This window comes from Streptomyces sp. NBC_00988, assembly GCF_045162645.1.
Taxonomy (GTDB): domain Bacteria; phylum Actinomycetota; class Actinomycetes; order Streptomycetales; family Streptomycetaceae; genus Streptomyces.
Map to the genome: position 1 here is coordinate 12106982 of NZ_CP108730.1, position 23232 is coordinate 12130213.

At 69.7% G+C, this 23232-nt stretch carries 16 protein-coding genes and 1 pseudogene; 12 read left to right on the top strand and 5 right to left on the bottom strand.

Annotated features, from left to right (window positions below):
• The first annotated feature begins 10 nt into the window (after positions 1-10).
• Both pepN and pcp read left to right on the top strand, forming a co-directional pair.
• On the top strand, positions 11-2506 hold the full coding sequence (gene pepN, locus OG496_RS54400; protein ID WP_405976378.1) for an aminopeptidase N: 2496 nt from the start codon (positions 11-13) through the stop codon (positions 2504-2506).
• Positions 2503-3147 (top strand): pyroglutamyl-peptidase I, encoded by a 645-nt coding sequence (gene pcp, locus OG496_RS54405; protein ID WP_405976379.1) that lies wholly within the window; start codon positions 2503-2505, stop codon positions 3145-3147. The genes pepN and pcp overlap by 4 nt, the downstream gene beginning before the upstream one ends.
• A 44-nt stretch (positions 3148-3191) precedes the next feature.
• Here the strand turns inward: pcp and OG496_RS54410 are convergent, their stop codons facing one another.
• On the bottom strand, positions 3192-4169 hold the full coding sequence (locus OG496_RS54410; RefSeq protein ID WP_405976380.1) for a hypothetical protein: 978 nt from the start codon (positions 4167-4169) through the stop codon (positions 3192-3194).
• A 232-nt stretch (positions 4170-4401) separates the two neighbouring features.
• On the opposite strand from OG496_RS54410, the gene OG496_RS54415 reads away from it, so the two are divergent.
• The 7 genes from OG496_RS54415 to OG496_RS54445 all read left to right on the top strand — a co-directional run bounded on the left by OG496_RS54415 (position 4402) and on the right by OG496_RS54445 (position 13205).
• Positions 4402-5340 carry a LysR family transcriptional regulator gene (locus OG496_RS54415; RefSeq protein ID WP_405976381.1) on the top strand — a complete coding sequence of 313 codons (939 nt, stop codon included), beginning with the start codon at positions 4402-4404 and terminating at the stop codon, positions 5338-5340.
• A 106-nt stretch (positions 5341-5446) separates the two neighbouring features.
• The gene (locus OG496_RS54420) at positions 5447-6430 is read left to right on the top strand and encodes an ABC transporter permease (protein ID WP_405976382.1); all 984 of its coding nucleotides are present in this window, start codon (positions 5447-5449) and stop codon (positions 6428-6430) included.
• Positions 6431-6492: 62 nt separating this feature from the next.
• Positions 6493-8238 carry an ABC transporter substrate-binding protein gene (locus OG496_RS54425; protein ID WP_405976383.1) on the top strand — a complete coding sequence of 582 codons (1746 nt, stop codon included), beginning with the start codon at positions 6493-6495 and terminating at the stop codon, positions 8236-8238.
• Positions 8239-8333: 95 nt separating this feature from the next.
• Positions 8334-9311 (top strand): ABC transporter permease, encoded by a 978-nt coding sequence (locus OG496_RS54430; protein WP_405976384.1) that lies wholly within the window; start codon positions 8334-8336, stop codon positions 9309-9311.
• The gene (locus OG496_RS54435; RefSeq protein ID WP_405976385.1) at positions 9308-10336 is read left to right on the top strand and encodes an ABC transporter ATP-binding protein; all 1029 of its coding nucleotides are present in this window, start codon (positions 9308-9310) and stop codon (positions 10334-10336) included. The genes OG496_RS54430 and OG496_RS54435 overlap by 4 nt, the downstream gene beginning before the upstream one ends.
• Positions 10333-11367 (top strand): ABC transporter ATP-binding protein, encoded by a 1035-nt coding sequence (locus OG496_RS54440; protein ID WP_405976386.1) that lies wholly within the window; start codon positions 10333-10335, stop codon positions 11365-11367. The genes OG496_RS54435 and OG496_RS54440 overlap by 4 nt, the downstream gene beginning before the upstream one ends.
• Positions 11364-13205, top strand: a complete 1842-nt coding sequence (locus OG496_RS54445) for an immune inhibitor A domain-containing protein (protein WP_405976387.1) — start codon at positions 11364-11366, stop codon at positions 13203-13205. Before OG496_RS54440 ends, OG496_RS54445 begins: the two co-directional genes overlap by 4 nt.
• A gap of 71 nt (positions 13206-13276) precedes the next feature.
• On the opposite strand, the gene OG496_RS54450 is transcribed toward OG496_RS54445, so the two are convergent.
• Positions 13277-13978 carry a hypothetical protein gene (locus tag OG496_RS54450; protein ID WP_405976388.1) on the bottom strand — a complete coding sequence of 234 codons (702 nt, stop codon included), beginning with the start codon at positions 13976-13978 and terminating at the stop codon, positions 13277-13279.
• Between the two features lie 61 nt (positions 13979-14039).
• Positions 14040-15488, bottom strand: a complete 1449-nt coding sequence (locus tag OG496_RS54455) for an MFS transporter (RefSeq protein WP_405976389.1) — start codon at positions 15486-15488, stop codon at positions 14040-14042.
• Between the two features lie 213 nt (positions 15489-15701).
• Here OG496_RS54455 and OG496_RS54460 point away from each other — a divergent pair, with 213 nt between their 5' ends.
• Positions 15702-16904, top strand: a complete 1203-nt coding sequence (locus OG496_RS54460; RefSeq protein WP_405976390.1) for an IS110 family transposase — start codon at positions 15702-15704, stop codon at positions 16902-16904.
• On the opposite strand, the pseudogene OG496_RS54465 reads toward OG496_RS54460, so the two are convergent.
• Positions 16870-17385, bottom strand: a pseudogene (locus tag OG496_RS54465) (potassium channel family protein). The gene OG496_RS54460 and the pseudogene OG496_RS54465 sit on opposite strands and share 35 nt — an antisense overlap.
• A 136-nt stretch (positions 17386-17521) precedes the next feature.
• On the bottom strand, positions 17522-20623 hold the full coding sequence (locus OG496_RS54470) for an endo-alpha-N-acetylgalactosaminidase family protein (RefSeq protein WP_405976391.1): 3102 nt from the start codon (positions 20621-20623) through the stop codon (positions 17522-17524).
• 206 nt (positions 20624-20829) lie between these two features.
• On the opposite strand from OG496_RS54470, the gene OG496_RS54475 reads away from it, so the two are divergent.
• The gene (locus OG496_RS54475; RefSeq protein ID WP_405976392.1) at positions 20830-22053 is read left to right on the top strand and encodes an ROK family protein; all 1224 of its coding nucleotides are present in this window, start codon (positions 20830-20832) and stop codon (positions 22051-22053) included.
• Positions 22050-23216 (top strand): mandelate racemase/muconate lactonizing enzyme family protein, encoded by a 1167-nt coding sequence (locus OG496_RS54480; RefSeq protein ID WP_405976393.1) that lies wholly within the window; start codon positions 22050-22052, stop codon positions 23214-23216. Before OG496_RS54475 ends, OG496_RS54480 begins: the two co-directional genes overlap by 4 nt.
• The last annotated feature ends 16 nt before the right edge of the window (positions 23217-23232 follow it).

The following is a 23232-nucleotide window of genomic DNA, read 5'->3' on the forward strand; positions in this document are numbered from 1 at the left end:
ACGGAGAAGGATGCCCTCGCTGACCCGCGCCGAGGCCGAGACCCGCGCACGCTTCGTCGAGGTGGAGCGGTACACCGTCGACCTCGACCTCAACCGGGGTGAGACGCACTTCCGTTCGGCGACGACCGTACGCTTCACCGCCCGTACCGTGGGCGACACCTTCGCCGAGCTGAAGCCCGCTGTCCTGCACCGGGTGGCACTCGACGGTCACGCCCTCGACCCAGCCCTGCTCGCCGACGGCCGGATCCCCCTCACCGGCCTCACGGCCGGACCGCACGAGCTGTACGTCGAGGCGGACATGGCCTACTCGCGTACGGGGGAGGGCCTGCACCGCTTCACCGATCCGGTCGACGGGGAGACGTATGTCCACAGCCAGTCCTTCCTGGACCAACTGCCGCGCATCACGGTGTGTTTCGACCAGCCGGACCTCAAGGCCGTCTTCGAGGTGACGGTCGCCGCACCGCCCTCCTGGACGGTTCTGGGCAACGGCGTCAGCACGCGCGACCCGGCCGCCGAAGGACGGGGACGGTGGTGGATCGCCCCGACCCCGCCGATCAGCACCTACCTTTTCGCACTCGCGGCTGGGCCATGGCACTCCCTGCGCATGGAACACACCGGATTGCCCTTCGGTCTGCACTGCCGCCGCAGCCTCGCCCCGTACCTGGACGCCGACGCGGACGAACTGTGGAACATCACATGCCATGCGTTCGACCGCTACCACGAGCTCTTCGACGAGCCGTACCCCTTTGACTCCTACGACCAGGTCTTCGTCCCGGAGTTCACCAGCGGCGCGATGGAGAACCCGGGCCTGGTCGCCTTCCGCGAGGGCTTCCTCTTCCGGTCCGCGGCGAGCGGCACCGAGCGGCAGAACAGGGCACGGGTCATCGCGCACGAGATGGCGCACATGTGGTTCGGTGACCTGGTCACCATGCGATGGTGGGACGACCTGTGGCTGAACGAGTCCTTCGCCGATCACATGGCCTACCAACTGACCGGCGCCTGGACCGAGTTCGCCGTCACTCGCAAGACCTGGGGCTACGACGCCGACCAGCGCGCCTCCACCCATCCCGTGGCACCTCCACCGGACGCCGTACCCGACACCGGCCACGCACTGGCCAACTTCGACGGCATCGCGTACGCCAAGGGCGCCGCAGCCCTGCGCCAACTCGCCGCCTGGCTGGGCGAGAAGCCGTTCTTCGCCGGAGTCAACGACCACCTCACCCGACACCGCTTCGGCAACGCCGCCCTCGACGACCTCCTTGACTCCCTGACCCGTACGTCGGGCCGCGACGTCCACGCGTGGGGGGAGGCCTGGCTGCGCACGACCGGCGTGGACACGATCGGCGGGCAGCGGTCGGAGGTCAGTCGCCCGCATCGCGTCCGGTTCGGCCTGTACGACTACGACGCGAACAGCCGACTCGTCCTGCGCGAGCGGATCTGGGCCGAACCCGGCTCCGACCCCCCTGTTTCCGACAGTCGTGCCCATGCTCCCGGCCTCACCGGTCGCCATGCCTCCGACCTCACCGGTTCCCGCGCCCCCGCCCTTCTCCTCCCCAATGACGGTGACCTCACCTACGCCAAGATCCGTCTGGACGAACACTCCTGGGCCGCAGTCACCGCCTCGCTCTCCACCCTGGACGACCCACTTACCCGCGCCGTGCTGTGGACCACGGCCCGCGACATGGTCCGCGACGCCGAACTCCCGCCCGCCGGCTACCTGGACCTCGTCACCCGGCATCTGCCGTACGAGACGGACGCCGCCGTCGTCGACAGCGTCCTGGCCTTCGCGCGTGGGCCGGTCGCCGACCGCTACCTCGCACCCGAACTGCGCCCCGCAGCCCTGATCGCCCTGGCGGACGTATGCCGCGGCATCCTGGACGACCCGGCCCGGCAAGCTCTCCACCTTGGGGCCCTGCGCACCCTCGTCGACAGCGCCGAACCCGTCCCGGAGGTCCCCGGAGACGATCACGAACTGTGCTGGCACGCCCTGTTCCGCCGGTGCGTGCTAGGCGCTGCGGACGAGGCCGACATCGCGAACGAGGCGGCCCGCGACCGGAGTTCGGCGGGCGAGGAGTCCGCCGCCCGTTGCCGTGCAGCGCTGCCCGATCCGGCGGCCAAGGAGGCGGCCTGGAAGGCCATGTTCGAGAGCGACGGCCAGTCCGTCACCCTCCTCAGGGCACGGGCCCAAGGCTTCTGGCAGCCAGAGCAGACCGACCTGCTCGCCCCCTATGTCCCGCGCTGGTTCGACGCGGCCACCGACCTCGCCGCCCGACAGGGCCCGACCGTCGCCGCCACTCTGGGCCGATACGGGTTCCCGGCACACACCACCGACCCGGCCGTCCTCGTGGCCGCGGAACACTGCCTCGCTCACAGCGCCCCCGTACCGGCGCTGCGCCGCTGGCTCTCCGACCAGTGCGACGACCTCCGGCGAGCGATGTGTTGCCGGGCCGGAACTGAGGCTGTGGCCAGGGGAGTTGGAACCGAGGCCGAGGTGTCGTCGACATGACCAGAGTTCTCCTCACCGGCTTCGAGCCCTTCGGCGGTGAAGCGTCCAACTCCTCCTGGGAGGCGGTCACTTGCGCGGCTGCCGAAGCCCCGCCCGGCACGAACATCACGGTGACCCGCCTGAGTTGCTCCTTCGGCACAGCCCTCGACGAACTCCGGGCCGCGATCACGCGAGCGGAACCGGACCTCGTGCTCTGCACCGGCCAGGCGGGCGGCCGCCCGGACCTCACGGTGGAGCGCGTCGCGGTCAACGTCGACGACGCCCGCATACCTGACAACGCCGGACGGCAACCGATCGACGAGGCCGTGCTCGACACGGGCCCCGCCGCCTACTTCGCCGCCCTGCCGGTCAAGGCATGCGTCGCCGCCGCCCGCTCGGCCGGTGTACCGGCCTCCGTCTCGCAGACGGCGGGCACGTTCGTGTGCAACCACGTCTTCTACGGTCTGATGCACCTGATCGCGACTGAACTGCCGGGCCTGCGCGGCGGCTTCGTCCATGTCCCGTACACCCCGGAACAGACGCTGGGCACCGCCCGGCCCTCCCTTCCGTCGTCCCTCGCGGCAAGGGGACTGCGAGCCGTGCTGAGCACGGCCGTGTCCCGCGAGGACGACATCCGGATGGCGGGCGGTGCCACTCACTGACAGCGACACTCAAGGACAGCGCCGCACGAGACCTCCGGCTCGGACTACTCGGAGACCTTCCAATGGGTGTTGGCGGTCACCGTCGTGAAGTCCAGGCCGGCGCAGTAGTAGTCGGACGGACTCGGTGTCGTCGACGGATAGACGGTGGTGTTGGAGGTCGTGGCGTCGGCCCAAGTGCCGGTGCCGGTACGGATCTTGAGGTTGCTGCTCTCACTTGAGTGACCGGCGTAGCCGTCGCAGAGGTAGGTCTCGCCGTCCGTGTCGAGGTACGAGTAGAACTCGAACTCGTCCCAGCCGAAGGTCGCCGTACCGCCGTCGGTGCCGCTGCTCGTGTAGTACGTCTCCCACGCGCCGGTCTTGTAGTCGTAGAGGTAGGCGGTCCAGGTGTTGGCCGAGGAATCCGTCTGCAGGATCTGCAGGTTGTAGCTGGCCACGCCGTTGACGGTGGTGGTGTACGTGCTCAGGAAGCTGCTGTCGATGGTCAGCCGCACCCCGATCCCGGGGTCGGACGCGCACCAGTCGTACGCCCACAACTGCGCGTAGGTCTTGCTGTACGCGGTGGTCGACTCGATGCACGCGCCCTGGCGGGGCTTGGTGGTGGGGGAGTAGAGGTAGTCGCTCGCGTCGGTCATCCGCAACGCGGAGTTGACCGAGTGCGTGGCCTGGACGCCGCTGACGGTGGCGCTGCCGGTGGTGAGTTTCACGCCCCACCACTTGTGTACGTACGTGGAGGCGGTCGTGGCCTCCGACGCCGGGGCCGGGACGTCCTCGTCGCCGGCGTTCTCGGCAGCCGCCGTCTTCTCGTGAGCGGCGGTGAATGCCTGCTCCGCCTTCGCCATGCCCGTGCGGGCGGCGCGGCCGGTGATCAGGCCCTTGACGGTGCCGTGGTGGGGGGCGTCCCAGGCGGGTGCCGGGGTGGTGGTGCCGAGGGCGGCGGCGCGGTCGGGCCCGGTTCCGGTTCCGGTGACCACGCCGAACAGGGCAAGCCCGACGGCTAGAGCGGCCGATATTGCTGCGCGCATGACACTTCCTTCTGGTGAGGCGGAAGAAGAGGTGAAGTGCGGGTGGGGGGGTGTTCGCCATGCCGAAGATGTTCGTGATCTCGAACTCCGGCGAGAGTAGTGTCACATGTGACATTGCACTAGAGGGTTCCGTCCACAGGCTTCACCCAGCAGCCGCCCAGCGCTCACCCACGTTCGTCCAGCATCCAGACGTTCCCTGGTCCATCGGTCAAAACCGCCCTACGCTGCGCGGATGCAGCTGGATCTCCGTCATCTGCGGATCGTGCAGGCGGTGTCCGACCACGGGAGCCTCAACCGCGCGGCCGCCACGCTCGGGGTCTCGCAGCCCGCGCTGACCGCACAGCTCAAGCGGATCGAGGAGTCCCTCGGTGCCCCGGTCTTCCTGCGCGGCCCGAAGGGCGTCGAGCCCACGCCCTTCGGGGAGTTCGTCCTGTCCAGGACCCGGACCGTGCTGTCCGCCTTCGACGACATCCTGACCGCCCGCCCGCAGGACGCCCCCGTGCCGACCGTCCGCCTGGGCAGCGTCGCCAGCCCGATGGTCGTGGAACTCGCCGACCGGCTCGGCTTCCTGCTCTCCGGCGTGCCGGTCACCGTACGCACGGACCACTCGGTGCGGACCCTCCTGGAGATGGTGGCGAGCCAGCAGCTCGACTGTGCGGTCGTCGGGGACTACCCCGGTTACGACGCCCACCCCGAACCCTCGGTCGAGTACCGCCTGATCGCCGTAGAACCGGTCTTCATCGCGCTGGCGGCCGGGCATCCGCTCGCCGAAGGGGACGAGGTCGCCCTGGAGTCGCTGGCCGACGAGGACTGGGTGCTGCCCGCGTCCGACGGCATGGGCTGGCCCGAGCACCTCATCGACACCTGCGCCTCCCGCGGCTTCACCCCGCGGACGCGCTACCGCCTGGCCGACAACTCCCTGCGCCGCGAACTCATCGCCACCGGCCGGGCGGTGAGTCCCGTACAGCCGACCTTCCGGGCGGACGCCGGGATCGTGGTGCACCCGATCGCCGGCGACCCGATGTGGATGCGCTACCACCTGGCCTGGCACGGCAAGGGCCCGCTGGCACCGTACGGCGACGACATGCTCCGGCTCGCCCAGCGGGCGTACACCGCCTCGATGGAGAACGCTTCCGGCTATCTGTGGTGGGCGGCCCGGCGCGGGGTCTGACCACGGCCCACCCGGCAAACTCCGGGCGTCCGGGAGGTTATAACCCCCAGGCGTTATAACCAGCTGGGATTACCTGGCGTTTACCGTACGTGCCAGGCTCCGCGCCATGTCCAGCACACTTTCCGCCGAGACGAGCGAGCGGTCGGCCCCCGTGCGAGGGCTGTCCCCGAAGGCACTGGCCTGGCGTCGGCTGCGCCGGGACCGGGTCGCCGTGGTGGCCGGGTCCGTGGTCGCCCTGTTCCTCCTCGCGGGTATCGGCGCACCGCTGATCGCCGCCCTCTACGGCAAGGACCCCTACACCGTCTATGCCGACCGGTACCCCGGCCTGCTCGACGACTACGGCTTCCCCACCGGGGCCAACGGCGGGATCAGCGGCGCCTTCTGGCTCGGGGTCGAGCCCAACGTCGGCCGTGACGTGTTCACCCAGCTCCTGTACGGCATCCGCACCTCGCTGCTGATCGCGGCGGCGGTCGTGATCATCGTGACGGTCGTCGGCTCGCTGATCGGCGTCGCCGCCGGCTACTTCGGCGGCAGGATCGACTACGCGATCAGTCGCGTCATCGACGTCACGATGGCCTTCCCGTCCACCCTGTTCTTCATCGCGATGACGCCGGTGGTGATGTCCTTCCTCGTCTCGGACGAGGAGAACACCCCCACCTGGGTCCGGGTCGCCACCCTGATCGTCGCCCTGTCGATGTTCGGCTGGACCAGGGTGGCCCGACTGCTGCGTGGCCAGGTGCTCTCCCTGCGTGAGCGGGAGTTCGTCCACGCGGCGAAGGTGTACGGCGCGAGCCCCTGGCGGATCATCACCAAGGAGCTGCTGCCCAATCTCTGGACGCCGATCCTCGTCTTCATGACCCTCGACCTCCCGGCACTGGTCACCACCGAGGCCGCGCTGTCCTTCCTCGGCGTGGGCATCATCGAGCCCACCCCGGACTGGGGCCGCATGATCAAGCGCGGCGCCGAGGTCTACCTCAACGACATCACGTACACCGTGATCCCCGGCATCTCGATGCTGGTCTTCGTCGTCGCCTTCAACCTCTTCGGCGACTCCCTGCGCGATGCCCTGGACCCCCGGTCCGACCGCTGAACCCAGCTGTCCCGCGGCCCGCCACCACCCTCAACTCCCGTACCCAGAACGGAACTCCTGCCATGGACCGCCGTCTGTTCCTCCAGTCCGCCGCCGCGATGGTCGCCGGCACCGCCCTCACCACGGCGTGCAGCTCGGGCTCACCCGGTGGCGGTGCCTCCACCGCGCCCAAGGCCAAGGCCGTCACCGGTCTCAAGGTCAGACTGGGCACCGCCGCCGACTCCAAGGGGCCGCTCACCGTCGAGGGCGCCACGAAGGGCGGCACCGTCAAGGTGCTCCAGCCGTACGACTTCGCGCACCTCGACCCGCAGCGCGTCTACGCCTCCGACGGCGGCGTCGCGGCCACCCTCATCCACCGCCGCCTGGTCGCCTACAAGCGCGTCGGCGACGAGCAGATCCTCTGCGGGGACCTGGCCACCGACACCGGCACCGCGTCGGACGGCAACAAGACCTGGACGTACACGCTGAGGGAGGGCGTCAGGTTCTCCGACGGCACGGCGGTGACCTCGAAGCACGTCAAGTACGGCATTGAGCGCGCCTACGACGCCGAGATCACCGACGGCCCGACGTTCATCCCGGCCTGGCTGTCGGGCGACGACTACCGCAAGGAGTACACGGGCCCGTCCGGCGGCAAGTCGCTGCCGGACTCGGTGATCGAGACCCCCGACGACCAGACCATCGTCTTCCACCTCAGGGAGCCGCAGGCCGACTTCCCGTTCGCCTGCGCCTATCCGATCACCGCCCCGGTGCTCGAATCGGCCGCGAAGAAGGGCGACTTCGACCAGCTGCCGACGGCGACGACAGGCCCGTACAAGGTCAAGAGCCACGACGACGCCAAGATGGTGTTGGTCCGCAACGACCAGTGGGACGCCGACACCGACCCGGTCCGCGCGCAGTACCCCGAGAGCTTCGAGATCACCTTCAACGTGGCCTCGCTCGACGAGTCGCAGCAGCTCGCCGCCGCCGACGGCGAAGCGGTCATGACCTTCAGCGGTGTGGTCGACGCCTCGTATCTGTCGCGCACCACCGGCGAGTTGAAGACCCGCACGCTCTCGGAGGGCGGCATCACCAGCCGCGTGCTGGGCATCAACTGCAAGCGGGTGACGGACGTCGAGGTCCGCAGGGCGATCCTCACCGCCTTCCCGAAGACCGGCTGGCGCCGGATCTACGGCGGTCCCGTCTACGGCGACATCGCGACCGACATCCTCGCCCCGGTCGTCGTCGGCTTCAGGAAGAACGACGTGTACCCGGTCACGGAGGCGGGCGACCCGGCCGCCGCGAAGAAGATCCTGAAGAAGGCGGGCAAGCTCGGCACCAAGCTGGTCTACGCCTGGGGGCAGACCGACCAGGGCGACAAGGCGGGGATCATCGTCGCCGAGGCGCTCACCCGGGCCGGCTTCGAGGTCGTCAAGAAGCCGCTCAACTCCACCACGTACTTCACGGAGATCGGCAAGGTCGACAAGCCGTACGACATCTTCCACTCCAGCTGGTCCCCGGACTGGCCGACCGGCTCCAGCGTCATCCCCGGCTGCTTCGACGGCCGGACCATCGCCGACGGCGCGACGAACTACTACAACTACGACAACGACGAGGTCAACGCCGAGATCGACCGTATCAAGGCGCTCACCGACGCCGACGAGGCCAACACCGCCTGGGCCGGGCTCGACGCGAAGATCATGAAGGGCATACCGATCGTGCCGCTCGCCTACGAGGCCAAGACGTACCTCATCGGCGGCAAGCTCGGCGGCGCCTACGTGACCATGTCGCCGACCGGCTGTCAGCCCTCGCACGTGTACGTCAAGGCGTGACCGGACTCCGCCGGGCCCCGCTCGCCGACGCGGGGCCCGGCGGCAACTCCCTTTCCCGCCCGGGCAATTGACCCACGCAAACGAAAGTCCTTCCCATGGCCCGCTATCTCGTCCGCCGCGTCCTGGGCGCGCTGGTGATCCTGCTGGTGGTCACGGCAGTCACGTACTTCCTCTTCTTCACCGCACCCAGCGACCCGGCAAGACTGTCCTGCGGGTCCGTGTGCACCCCGGCCAGCTATCTGCAGATCAAGCACAACATGGGTCTCGACCAGCCCGTGTACCAGCAGTTGTGGCAGTACCTCAGTGGCATCGTGGCCGGCCGTGACATCGGCTCCTCGCACTGCGACGCGCCCTGCCTCGGCTACTCCTTCTACAACCACAAGCCGGTCTTCGACACCCTCAGCGGACGCTTCCCCGCGACGCTCTCGCTCGTGTGCGGCGCCGTGCTCGTCTTCCTGGCCCTCGGAGTCGGCGCGGGCCTGATCGCCGCCGCGCGCCGCGGCAGCGCCACCGACAAGGCGGTCTCCGTCTTCGCCCTGGTCGGCGCGGCCGTACAGATCTACTTCATCGGCATCCTCGCCCGGTACTTCTTCGTGGACCGGCTCCGGTGGCTTCCCCAGCCCGGATACCAGCCCTTCACCGACGGCCTCGGCGACTGGTTCGGCGGCATGGTCCTGGCCTGGCTCGTGCTGGCCGTCGTCTACACCGCGAGCTACTCCCGCTACACCCGCTCGTCCATGATCGACGCACTGAACGACGACGCCGTCCGCACCGCCCGCGCCAAGGGCCTGCCGGGAAGCACTGTCTTTTTCAAGTACGCGGGCCGGGCCGCGCTGACCCCCGTGGTCACCATCTTCGGCCTCGACCTCGGCCACCTCCTGGGCGGCGCGATGATCACCGAGACCACCTTCAACATCGCCGGCATCGGCCAGACAGCGGTCCAGGCCGTGGAACACCAGGACCTGCCGACGCTGGTGGGGGTCACCCTGATCGCCGCGTTCTTCATGGTCCTCTTCGGCCTGATCGTCGACCTCGTCTACGGCCTCATCGACCCCCGGGTGCGCCTGTCATGACCGACGCCTTCCTGTCCGTACGCGATCTGCACGTCCGCTTCGCCACCGAGGCCGGCCCCGTGCACGCCGTCAACGGCCTCAGCTTCGACCTCCAGCGTGGCCGCACCCTTGGCATCGTCGGCGAGTCCGGCTCCGGCAAGTCCGTCACCAGCCTCGCCGTCCTCGGCCTGCACAACCGCGCGAAGACGAGCGTCGAGGGCGAGATCCTCCTGGACGGCCAGGACCTCACCACCCTGCGTGAGAAGGAGCTCGAACAGCTCCGGGGCCGCCGCATGTCCATGATCTTCCAGGACCCGCTGACCGCCCTCTCGCCGTACTACACGATCGGCAACCAGCTCGCGGACGGCTACCGCACCCACACCGGGGCGAGCCGGAAGGCGGCGCGGGAACGGGCCGTCGACATGCTCGCCCGGGTCGGCATCGCGCAGCCGAGGCAGCGTGCCGACGCCTACCCGCACCAGTTCTCCGGCGGCATGCGGCAGCGCGCGATGATCGCCATGGCGCTGATGTGCGACCCCGATCTGCTCATCGCCGACGAGCCGACCACCGCCCTCGACGTCACCGTGCAGGCCCAGATCCTGGACCTACTGGCCGACGTGCAGCGGGAGTTCGGCACCGCGATCGTCCTGATCACCCACGACCTGGGCGTCGTCGCGCAGACCGCGCACGAGGTGATGGTGATGTACGGCGGCCGGTGCGTGGAACGCGGCACCGCGGAGGAGGTCCTGGTCAACCCCCAACACCCCTACACCTGGGGCCTGTTGGGCTCCATGCCCACTCTGGACGGCGATCCCGACGCCGACCTCACCCCCATCGAGGGCACCCCGCCCTCACTGCTCGACCCGCCGCCCGGCTGTGCGTTCCACCCCCGGTGCACCTACGTAGACCGGGTCGGCGAAGCCTGCTGCACGCGCCGGCCGGCCCTGGACGGCGCAGGCCATCAGGCGGCCTGCCACCTCCCGGCCGCCACCCGTGAACAGATCCTCGTCACGGAGATCAACTCCAGGCACGGGAGCGACGTATGAGTACTCGTCAGAAAACCCCGCTGCTCGAAGTCAAGGACCTCCAACAGCACTTCCCGGTCAGGGGGAACGGCGGTGTCTTCGGCCGCACCGTCGGCGCCGTGCGCGCCGTGGACGGCGTAAGCTTCACCGTCCACGAGGGCGAATCCCTCGGCCTGGTCGGCGAGTCCGGCTGCGGAAAGTCGACCACCGGCCAGATGGTCGCGCGGCTCCTGGAACCCACCGGCGGCTCGATCTCGTACCGGGGGCAGGACATCACCCACGCCTCCCGGCGCGAGTTGAAGCCGGTGCGTTCCGAGATCCAGATGGTGTTCCAGGACCCCTACTCCTCGCTCAACCCGCGCCAGACCGTCGGCTCGATCATCGAGGCGCCGATGGAGGTCAACGGCATCGCCCCGGCGGGCGGCCGCGCGGCGCGCGTGCAGGAGCTGCTGCGGACGGTCGGTCTCAACCCCGAGCACGCGCAGCGTTTCCCGCACGAGTTCTCCGGCGGCCAGCGCCAACGCATCGGCGTCGCCCGGGCGTTGGCCCTCGACCCAAAGCTGATCATCGCGGACGAACCGGTATCGGCGCTCGACGTCTCCATCCAGGCGCAGGTCGTCAACCTGCTCCGCAGACTCCAGCGCGAACAGGGCATCTCCTTCCTGTTCATCGCCCACGACCTGGCCGTCGTGCGGAACTTCTCGCACCGCGTGGCGGTCATGTACCTCGGCAAGATCGTGGAGATCGCCGACCGCGATGCCCTCTACGGCGCCCCGCACCACCCCTACACGCACGCCCTCCTCTCGGCCGTGCCCGAACCCGACCCGCGCAGGCGGGGTGCGCGTGAGCGCATCCGCCTCACCGGTGACGTACCGAGCCCCGCCAACCCGCCGTCCGGCTGCCGCTTCCGCACCCGCTGCTGGAAGGCGCAGGACATCTGCGCCGACCGGGAGCCACCACTCGCGGCCGTGGCCGACGGTCATTTGACGGCCTGTCACTTCCCCCAGGCGCCTTCGCAGACCACCGACTCCCTTATGGAGGACGCACGTTGAGCAAGCACACGAGGACACGCAGACCCGCCTTCGCGGCCCTAGTGGCGACGACGGCGTCGCTGCTCGTCGCAGGATCCCTGCTGTCGTACTCGGCCGCGGCGGACGACGACACGAGCACGTCGAGCCAAGCAGCCGAACAGCACACCGAGTTCAGCCCCGCCGACCTGAAGACCCAGCGGGCCCGAGCCGAGGCGACCGGCAAGCTCGTCAAGGGCGAGGCCGCGGCCACCGCCAACGGCTCCTCGAAGCGCGTCGAGTACGCCGACGGCAAGTACGCCGAGACCGCCCGCACCACGGACCGCATCTTCGTACTGCCCGTCGAGTTCGGCGACACGGTCGACGCGGCCTACGGCGGCGCGGCCGGCCCGCTGCACAACACCATCGCCGAACCCGACCGCACCACCAACACGGCGACGGTGTGGACCTCCGACTACAGCAAGTCCTACTACCAGCACCAGATCTTCGGCGACGCCACCGCCGGCCAGGACACCCTCATGTCGTACTACCAGCGGCAGTCCTCGGGCGCCTACTCGATCACCGGCACGGTCCAGGACTGGGTGAAGGTCGACCACTCGATCTCGTACTACGGCACCGACAGCTGCAAGCGTGCCGGCGTCGCGATCTCCACCTACTACTGCAACGAGCAACTCGTCACCGACGGCCTCAACACCTGGTACGCCCAGCAGTTGGCCGCAGGCAGGACCGCCGCCGAGGTGAAGGCGTACCTGGCGAAGTTCGACCAGTGGGACCGCAACGACTACGACGGCGACGGCATCTACAACGAGCCCGACGGATACCTGGACCACATCCAGATCTACTACGCCGGCGAGTCCCAGGCCAACGGCGGCGGCGCCTACGGCACCGACGCGATCGGCTCCCACAAGGGCACCGTCTCCTACCTCCAGACCGGCGCGGACACCCTCGGCCCCGACAACGGCAACCTCGACGGCGGTTCGGCCATCGGTGACACGGGCATCTGGGCCAACGACTACGTCATGACCAACGAGAACCACGGCCTGGCCACCATCGCTCACGAGTACGGCCACGACCTCGGCCTGCCCGACCTCTACGACACCTCGGGCGGCGAGAACTCCACCGGCTTCTGGTCGGTCATGTCCAACGGCTCACTGCTCAGCAGCGAGAACGAACTCTCCACCTACCCGGCCGACCTCGGCGCCTGGGCGAAGCTGCAACTCGGCTGGCTCGACTACGCCACCGCCGAGGCCGCCACCCCGGCGCGCTACACCCTCAACCCGCTGTCGGTGAAGGCCTCCACCAAGGGCTCCGAGGCGGTCGTGGTCACCCTGCCGGACGACACTGCCGGCAATGCCCGCTACTACGTGGTGGAGAACCGCCAGTACGTCGGCGAGGACCGGTACTTCAAGGGCGGCCCGTACAACCTCGGTTGGGCCTCGACCGTGCCCAACCTCACCGAGCACCTGAACTACGAGAACGGCGTCCTGATCTGGTACTGGAACACCAAGTACGCCAACAACAAGACCAAGACGAACAGCGGTTACGGCGAGATCCTCCCGATCGACGCCCACGCCACCCCGGCGCTCGCCACGACCGGAGCGACGATCCGCAACCGACTCCAGTCCTACGACGCCCCGTTCGCCCTGCACGCCACCAAGCCCGTCACCTTCCACCTCAACGGCGTCGAACAGACCATCCCCTCCCAGCCCGGCGTGCCGACCTTCGACGACCTCAACGGCACCTACCACTACGCCACCAACCCGTACGGCTCCAGCTACGACGCCGACTTCGGCACCACCATCACGGTGACCAAGGAGTACAGCGACGGCCGGGTCGCCATCGCGGTGGGCGCGTCGTCGTAGACACAGGTCGTCCGCTCGACCCCTCCGGCGCCACAGCGGCGGGCAGGCACACCGCCTGCCCGCCGCGCCCCTCACCTCGTGAACGCGTGACACCACCCCGTTCCGTCTTCACTCCCTGCTAGGCGTCGTGTCGGGATGGTGCCGGTCCGCTGCCCAGGGCGCGGGTCATGTTGATCATTCCGCCGCCGGTGCCGGCCAGTTGATGGGGGACGGCGCTCATGACCGTCTCGTTGTTGGGCGGCGAGGACGATCAGCGTCGCGCCCGCCCAGCCCGGTGCGGGGAGTCCGGAGAACACCGAGACGCCGCCCAGCAGGAGGGTGACGGCGGTGGTCAGCCACGCGGTGCCGGGGAGGTCGAAGCGGGTGTCGGTGGCCCGTTCGGTGGTGCGGGGCAGGAGGTAGCGGCCGAGGATGATCGCGATGACGCCGAGGGGCGGTCCCAGGGCCAGGCCGAGTGCCTGTCCTGCGGCCTGCACTCCGAGGGCGCCGCGGAGCCGGTCGCGCGGGGCGGCGAGGGTGAAGATGCCGAAGCCGTAGAGGTAGACGTGCTTGCTGCCCAGGAGGTCGGAGTGGTGGCCGACGGTGACCATCACCGCGGTCAGCACCAGCAGGTAGTCGAGGGACACCCACTGCACGGTGGCCAGCGGTGCGTCGAACTCCCGTTCCAGGCTGGGGTAGGTGAGGGTGACGATGCTGGCGTCGAGCTGGCTCATGAAGGCGGCGAAGCAGACCGTCATCACGGCCGGCTGCCAGGCGTACGGCGGCTTGCGCACCCGGCGCGGGCGTTCCCGCTCGTTCAGCAGCCGTCGCTTCCAACCGCGCCCGGTGTCCGTGTCAAGTACGGGTGCCTCCTGGTACGCGGCTGAGCGGGGCGGCGACTTCCTCCAGCGGGGTGCCTTCGGCCTTGACGCCGATGAACGCCTCCAGCAGTCCGGCGGTGATCATGATGGCGGCGGCGAAGAGATAGCCGTAGAGGAGCCGGGTGGGGTCGGGGTGGGCCTGGTCGCCGATGAGGGCGGCAAAGACGGTGGGGCCGGCGGCGCCGACGAGCTGGCCGATGGCGAAGAACAGGGAGATCGCGCGGGCGCGTACCCCCAGGGGGAAGATCTCGCTGACCGTCAGATATGCCGAACTCGCCGCCGCCGAGGCGATGAAGAAGACGATGACCCACAGCACGGTCTGGGTGGTGGCGGTCAGTACGCCGGCGTCGAAGAGGAAGCCGCTGACCGCCAGCAGGACGCCGGAGACCAGGTACGTGCCGCTGATCATGGGTTTGCGGCCGATGGTGTCGAAGAAGCGGCCCAGGAGGAGTGGGCCCAGCAGGTTGCCTACGGCGAAGGCGAACAGGTACTTGGGGGTCTGGTGGTCGGGGACGTCGTAGAAGTGGGTGAGGACGAGGGCGTAGGTGAAGAAGATCGCGTTGTAGAGGAAGGACTGGCTGATCATGAGGGTGGCGCCGAGCAGGGAGCGGGTGGGGTAGTCGCGAAAGAGGGTGCGGGCCACGGTGGTCAGCGGGGTTCTGGCCTGGGCGCGGATCTCGATCGCGCGGGCCGGGTCGACGGGGGGCAGTGCCCGTGCGCCGTCCTCCATTTCGGCGACCGCGTCCTCCGCCTCCTTGTCCCTGCCGTGCAGCAGGAGCCAGCGCGGCGATTCTGGGATGCGGCGGCGCAGTGGCCACACGGCGAGCGCGATGAGCGGGCCGATGAGGAAGCCGAGGCGCCAGCCGACGTCGGAGGCGAGGAGGTCGGGGTCGAGCAGGACGTAGGTGCCCAGGGTGCCGATGATCGAGCCGAGCCAGTAGGTGCCGTTGACGGCAAGGTCGGTGCGGCCCCGGTAGCGGGCGGGGATCATCTCGTCGATGGCGGAGTTGATGGCCGCGTACTCGCCGCCGATGCCGAGCCCTGCCACGAAGCGTAGGACGAGCAGGATCCAGAAGTCCCAGGACAGTGCGGTGAGTCCGGAGGCCGCGAGGTAGAGGCCGAGGGTGACGAGGAACAGTTTGCGGCGGCCGAGGCGGTCGGAGAGGTCGCCGAAGACGAGGGAGCCGGTGACCTGTCCGATCAGGTAGACGGTGGCGGTCAGGCCGACCTGGTAGGAGTCGAGGTGGAGGGTGTCGGCGCGCTGGAGGATCGGCCCGACCGCGCTCGCGACGGTGATCTCCAGGCCGTCCAGGACCCAGGCGATGCCCAGCGCGATGACCATGCGGGTGTGGAAGGGGGACCAGGAAAGGCGGTCGATGCGGGCCGGCACCAGGCTGCGGACCATTCTGGTGGTGTCGGTCATGGGGTCTTCCGTAAGTTGTTGGGTGGCCCGGGAGGGCCGGATGTGGCTTATGGGGTCTTGCCTTCAGTGGCTTGCCAGGAGTGGCCGTCCGGTTCTCCGGGGCGCCCTGGCTGCTGATTGAGATGTGCGCGCCGTGTGCGGTCGCTGATTACGGAGATGACAGCGGGGTGTTCCTCGGGCCGACGGCATGCTGTGCGGAACGAGGAGGGACAAGTGGACGAGCGATGGGCTCGGGTCTGGGTCGGTGTCGACGCGGGCAAAGGCCATCACTGGGCGGCGGTGGTCGACGAGGCCGGGTCGACCCTGTGGTCGAAGAAGATCGACAACGACGAGTCGGCGATCCTGGCCGCGCTCGGCGAGATCCTGGACCTGGCGGACGAGGTGTCCTGGGCGGTGGACATCTCCGGCACGGCCTCCGCGCTGTTGCTGGCTCTGCTCGCGGCTCACGGCCAGAGGGCCGTCTACGTGCCCGGGCGCACGGTCAACCGCATGTCGGGGGCCTACCGGGGTGAGGCGAAGACGGACGCCCGCGACGCTTATGTCATCGCCGAAACGTCCAGGCAGCGGCGGGACTTCAGCACGATCGACGTGCCCGCCCAGCTGGCCGCCGACCTCGCGCTGCTGACCGCCCACCGCACGGACCTTGTGGCCGACCGGGTGAGGATGATCAACCGGTTGCGCGACGTGCTGACCGGTGTCTTCCCCGCGCTGGAGCGGGCCTTCGACTACAGCTCGCAAAAGGGCGCTCTGGTACTGCTGACGGGCTACCAGACCCCGGCCGCGATCCGCCGCCGCGGCCGGGCCCGGCTGACGGCGTGGCTGGCCAACCGCAGCGTTCGGGGCTCCGACGCGGTCGCTGCGACCGCTCTGGAGGCCGCGCAGGCCCAGCAGACGGCGCTGCCCGGAGAAGACGTCGCCGCTCAGATCGTCGCCGACCTGGCTGAGCAGATCCTGGCCTTGGACGACCGACTGAAGCGGATCGACCAGCAGATCCGCGAGACGTTCCGCAGCCATCCGCAGGCGGAGATCATCGAATCCCTGCCCGGCATGGGCCCGATCCTCGGGGCCGAGTTCGTCGTGGCCGCCGGCGACCTGACCGCCTACACGGACGCCGGCCACCTGGCCTCGGCAGCCGGGCTGGTGCCCGTCCCGCGCGACTCCGGCCGCCGCACCGGCAACCTGCACCGGCCCAAGCGCTACAGCCGCCGTCTGCGCCGGGTGTTCTACCTGTCCGCGCAGACCAGCATCATCCGCGAAGGACCGAACCGCGACTTCTACCTCAAGAAGCGCGGCGAGGGCTGCAAGCACGTCCAGGCTGTGATCGCCCTGGCGCGCCGACGGGCGAGCGTGTTGTGGGCTCTCCTGCGCGACAACCGGCTCTTCACCCCCGAGCTGCCGGTCGCGCAAGCAGCTTGACTTGGTCATTGAGACTCCTGTCGTCGAGCAGGCGTTCGATGCGGTCGAAGCGTTCGTGCAGGGCGTGGGCGCTCTCCTCGCGCAGTGCGTGCGCGGCGCGTTCCGCGTCCTGGACGAGGTGGTGGTGGCGTTTCTGGTCGCGGCTGACGAACCAGGTCGCGAAGGCCGCGGTGACCATGCCGTATGCGGTGATTCCGACGACCATCACCACGGAGCCGATGACCCGGCCCCACAGGGTCACCGGGTAGAAGTCGCCGTATCCGACGGTCGTCGCGGTCTCGATCGATCACCACAACGCCCTTGGGTAGGTGGTGATGTGGGCGCCGTGCGCGCCGTGTTCGGCGGCCACGACCGCGTAGGAGCCGGCGGCCATCACCGACACGAGGACGGCACTCGCGCCGCCTGCGGCTTTCACGTGCAGCGAGCGGCCTTCCCGGCCGAGCAGCAGCCCGACCGCCCTCGTCAGGAATCCGGGCAGCATGCCCGGATCCTGCGCGACGGACGGTCGATGACGGGTGCCCGGCACGCGTCCGCCCGCCGTGCTTCACCCCAACGGCGGGCAGCTTGTCCGGAGCTGGACGGCAGCCGCGTAACCGGACAAGTTGCCGTCGGCTGGCTCAGTCGTCGTTGTCCAGGGCGGTGACGGTGAAGGCGTCGAGGGTGAATTCGGCGGTGGAGTTGGTGCCGGTCTTGGTGAGGCCGACCCAGGTCTCGCCGGTGTCGGGTGCGGTGAACTCGTAGGTGAATACGGTGGGTTGGGTGGCGGCGGGCAGGGGAGTGCTGGTGAGTTGCCGGGTGGTGGGGGTGTCGACGGCGGTGGTCCAGGCGTACTGGCCGGCGGAGTCGTTCTCGTAGCGGAAGGTGACCCGGTAGCGGTGGCCGGGTGCGAAGCGGACGGTGTGGGGGAGGGTGCGGTAGACGGTGCCGAGGCGTTCGCCGCGGGACTTCAGGGACCACTCGCCGTCGATGACGTCGTCGATCGCTTTGCCGTTCCAGCCGCGTTGGGTGTAGGTGGTGTGGCGGCGGGCCACGTGGGTGCGCGGGTCGTTGGCGGTTCCGGTGCCGGGGCCTTCGACGAACGGGCCCCAGCCCTGCGGGACATGCTCGAAGTCCTCGAAGACCAGAGTCCCGGCGGCCTGCGGGCGCGGTGCCGCGACGACGCGCAGGTTGTCGAAGACGATCCGGGCGTCACCGGCCGCCGCGCGCAGGGTGAGGCTGACCGGACCGCCGCCCGCCGGGACGGTGAAGTAGGTGAACATGCGCTGGGCGCGGGTGCCGTGTTTGCTGTCGGCGTTGACGTAGTTGACGGCGGTGGAGGTGTCGGTCCAGTTCACGGCGGTGATGCCGTCGGTGGTGGCCAACTCCAGTGCTGCCCGCCGCAGTTCACCCGCGCTCGCGCCGATCTCGACCTGTACGGAGGCCGCGTACGGACCGGGCGGCAGCCGGCGCAGCCGGGTGGTCAGTGCGGCCGCGTCGCCCCCTACGATGACCAACTCCCGGTCGCCGAGGGCGTTGCGTACGACGGAGGCGGGGCCGATGACCTGCCAGTGCTCCAGGCGGCCGGAGAGGAAGCCGGGGTCGTGGAGGGGGGTGCCTTCGCCGAAGGCGGGGTCGGGCTGGGCGGGTGCCGGGGTGCGGTGGACGACGTAGGGCTGGGCGGGATCCGCGGTGATGGTCACCGAGCCGTCGGTGACGGGGAGTTCGACGGCGGGGCCGCGGCCGGTGTCGGAGAGCGGGTAGGCCCAGATCCTGCCGGTGGTCGGCCACTTGCGCGGGAGGCGCCAAGTCGTCGTGCCGCCTGCGGGGTTGTAGTGGTAGAGGCGGTCGGGGTTCGCGGCGTTGCGTGGTTCCCAGGGCAGCAGGTAGGTGCCGTTGTCGTAGACGAGGCGTTGGTCGGTGGTGATGCGGCGGCTGCCGGTGGTGTCGTCGACCGTGGTGGCGTGCGGGCCGAAGAAACTGACCTGATGCTCGTCCCAGCGCCTGATCGGGTACGCCTGGAGGTATTTCGCCGGGAGGTTCTGGGTCCAGATGTTGGCGTAGAAGGCGTTCCAGTCGACCTTGCCGCGCCAGCCCTCGTAGGCGACGAGGCGGGCGGTGGGCAGCAGGGGCCACTTGTCGGCGAAGACGTCTTTCTGGTGGTGGCGCAGGAAGCGGATGAGCTGGGAGTTGATGCCGCGGGAGGTGTCGGCGCCGTAGTCGGTCTCGTTGGCCCAGTGCGACCACAGGGCGGAGCGCTCCAGGCCGTGACCCCATTCGGTGGCGATCATCCAGCCCTGGGCGTGGAGTTCGCGCTGGAGGCGGTCGGAGGTCCAGCCGGATTCGCGGAAGACGTCGAGGTAGATGGTGTTGAGGGCCGGGTCGGTCTCGGCGCGGAGCTGGGCGAAGCGGGCGGCGATGGTGCCTGCGGTCAGGTCGCGGCGGGAGTCGATGCGGTAGGACAGGTCGAGCCAGTCCCACTGCGGGTTGGCCGGGTCGGCGAGAGTGTCGGTGAAGTGCCGGGCGGCGGGGTACGCCTCGGTGGCGTTGACGTGGACGGCGAAGTCGCTGTGCCAGCTCTTTCCGGCGCGCAGCAGGGTGTTGAGGTCGGTGAGGCCGCCGGCGCGCTGGTTGTAGTTGCCGCCGTAGTCGGGGTGCGAGGAGTCGTGGCCCTCCGCCTGGTAGCCCTTCAGGAGCGTGAACTGCCGTAGCCCGTCGGTCGCGAGCGAGATCCGTTTGACCTGGTCGAGGGCGGCGAGGAACGGATTCGTGGCCTGTGAGGCGAAGTTGTAGGAGATGTGCGAGGCCACCCGCAGATGCTGCTCGTCCGCGCCCGGCGGTTCGACCATGATGTCCCGCAGCGCGATCGCCGCGTCCTGCCAGTCGATCACCCCGTCGTCGTTGCGGTCCCGGGTGAGGATCACGGTGGCGTACGGCAGCGGCTCGGTGTCCGGCGCGTCGGCTGCGCGGTAGGTCCACTGCCCGCAGGAGATGCCCAACTCGACGGTGCCGTCCGACAGTTGCCGCGCCCGGCGCCGGAAACGCCCGTTCTCCCAGGTGGTGTCGGCGGCGGTGGACACCGTGTCGTAGACGCTGTTGTTCTCCAGTGCCACGCCCAGCTCGGCGGTGTGCGCGACGATGTACGCGCAGCCCAGCGGTTTCGCGTCGGCCGGTGTGGACGCGGTGACGCGGATCGTCGTGTCGGCGGTGACGGCCTTGTTCAGCCCGACCCGCGCGGCCATCACCGTCGCGGTGTCCTGGTCGGAGCGCACGCTGACGAGGTTGTGCCCGGGAATCTCCAGCGTGCCCACCCGCAACGCCTCGGTGTCCGTGACGGAGGTGACCTTGAACGTGACCGTCCAGCCCTCCACCGTGATCTCCGCGCCGATCAACACCCCTTCGGCCAGGGCAAGTTCGTACTCCACCCGGTCCGCGCCGACCGTCGCGGCGACCTGCGGGGTGTAGGTCTGGCCGTTGACCAGCAGGGAGGTCAGGGGATCCGCGCGGCCGTGGATCACGGAACCGGTGCCGCGGTCGGTGTACGACACGATCCTCGGGAACGTGGTGTCGGCCACCACGTCCAGCTCGGGGGAGTGCAGCACCACGGTGCCGGCGTCGTCGGCCCGGGCTGTGCCGGCCGTGGCGAGCGACCCGGCCAGACCGGCGGCGGCCGCTGTCACGACCACAGCGCGTCTGCTCGGGCCTACAGGACGACTGGCTTCGGGCAGGTTCGTCTGCGGCATGGCCACACTTCCTTTCCGGTGCATGACAACTACAAGATCGTGATCCAGTCGCGCCCCCGTGTCCGTCGCCCGCCCGGGCTTCACCCGGACACGGGTGAAGCCGAGTTGAGCCCTGTCCACCTGCCGAGATCTTTCGCGGAAGTCATTGCGCGACTTCCCCATTCTGACTTAATTTCTGAAATTAAGTCATGGAGAAGGGGTGAATCATGAGAGCGGAAGGCATGCGCCGCGGCAACGCCTCGGCTGTGTTGCGCGCCGTCGTCGCCGACGGCCCGCTCTCGCGCGCCGACATCGCCCGTCGTACGGGACTGTCGGCGCCCAGCGTCACCAAGTTGACCGCCGTCCTCGTCGACGCGGGCCTGCTGAGCGAGCAGGCCCCGCTGGAAACCGCCCAGGGCCGGCCGCGCGTCCCCGTACGCATCGACCCACGGGGACCGGTTGCCCTCGGGATCCACATCGGGCTGCTGCGCACCACGTTCGGCTTGGTCGCCCTCGACGGCACGGTGCTCTCGCAGCGGGTCCTCGACCACGACGGCGACTTCGGCCCGCGCCGGATCGCTGAGCAGGCCGTGACCGGCGCCGGCGGCTTCCTCACCGAACGGCTGGGCGGGCGGCGCCTGTTGGGCACCGGTATCAGCCTCGGCGGCTGGGTCGACGGCGACGCGGGCACGGTCGTCGAGCACAGTGCGCTGGGCTGGACCGACGTACGCTTGCTGGACCTGCTGGGCGACCGGCTGCCCGGGCCCGTGGTGCTCGACCAGAACGTACGGGCCGCCGCCCGCGCCGAGTTGTGGTTCGGGGCGGGCCGCGAGGTCGACGACTTCGTGTACATCTTCTTCGGGAACATCCTTGGTGCCGCCGTGGTCGTCGAGCGCACCGTGCACCGCGGCCCCGGCGCGGCGGCTGGCGGCATCGAGCATCTCCCGGTGAGCGGGGTCGAGGACACGGCGTGCGCGTGCTGCGGTGCCGCGTGCCTGTCGGCGGTCGCGAGCGATGCGGTACTGGTCGAACGAGCCTGCGCGGAGGGGGTGTTGGCACCGGGCGACGCGCATCTGCCGCTTCCGCTGGAGCGGCTGATCGCCACCGCGCGCCCGGCCGGAACCGGCTCTGGAGACTTGCGCGCCCAGCAACTCCTGCGCACCCGGGCCGAGTTCGCCGGACGCGCGGTGGCCACGATCGTCGATCTGCTCAATCCCAGCCGGGTCGTCCTCGCGGGTGGCATCGTCGTCGCCGACGAGTATCTGCCCGACCTGCGCGCGGCCGTCACCGACCGGGTGCACCGGGGCTGGAGCGCCGACGAACGCATCGTGACCAGCACCTTCGGCGCGGGCACACTGGTCGTCGCCTCGGCGATGCCATTGCTGGAGTCGGTCTATCTGGACCCGCTCGCGCTCGTCGAGGACGGCGGAGCGCAGGAGGCGGCGTGGTGACGGGGCTGCCACGCGGCGAGGTTGTCGTGCCGGGGTCGGCTCCGGCCCTGCCTCCCGCCGAGGACTGGGAGTTGTTCCGGATCGCGGTGAGCGCCCGCACGGAGTGGCTGGTGCTGCGCGTGAGCGACCAGGACGGTGCGTACGGCTACGGCGAGTGCTCGGACGCGGGTTCCCTCGACACCGTGGTGCGTGAACTCCGGCGGTTCGCGGGCCCGTTCGACCCGGTCGCGCCGAGTTCCGACGGCCCTGGTGACTTCTACGCCCGCGACGACTTCGCTACGGTGACCGTGCTCGGCGGCGTCCAGCAGGCCCGCCTCGACCGCACCGCCCGCCGGTCGGGCGTGCCACTCCGCCGACTGCTCTCGCCCCAGGACACCCTGGACAGCATCGAGTTGTACGCCAACCTCAACCGCGCTCCCGGCGGCCGTGCTCCGCGTGATGTTGCCGCGACTGCCGAAGCCGCCGTACGCGACGGTTTCACCGCCGTGAAACTCGCTCCTTTCGACACTCCGGACCCGACCGGTCGGCACGACCTCGCGCGCATCGGCCTCGACCGGGTGCACGCTGTCCGCGCGGCCGTCGGCGACGGCGTCGACGTCATGGTGGACGCCCATCAGCGCCTCACCCTCGATGAACTCACCCCGCTCCTGGACCCGTTCGAGGATCTCGGCCTGCACTGGCTGGAGGACGGCGTCGGCATCGAGCGTCCCGGCGAACTCGCCGAGTTGCGCGCCCGTACCGAACTGCCGCTGGCCGGAGGCGAGTTCGCGCGACGCCGGAGTGACATTCATGCCGTGCGCGGTCTGCTCGACGTCCTGCTGCCGGACGTGAAGCACGCCGGCGGCCCGCTCGCCGCTCTCGACCTCGTCAACCAGATGGCGTTCAAGGCGCGGATCTCACTCCACAACCCCTCCGGCCCCGTCGCCACCCTGCACGCCGCGCACATCGCGCCCACCGACCCGGCCCTCGCCGAACGCCTGGAGTACGCCTACGGCGAGGTGAGTTGGCGTGCGGACGTGGTTCACGGCGCCGAGCGGATCCAGCGCGGCCGGCTCACCCTGCCCGACGCCCCCGGCATCGGCCTCGAACTCGACACCGAGCACCCGGCCGTCACCCGGGTCTGGAGCGGACGCCTCGAACCGCGCCCCTCCTGTTGTCGCTGAACCCGCCTTCTCACCC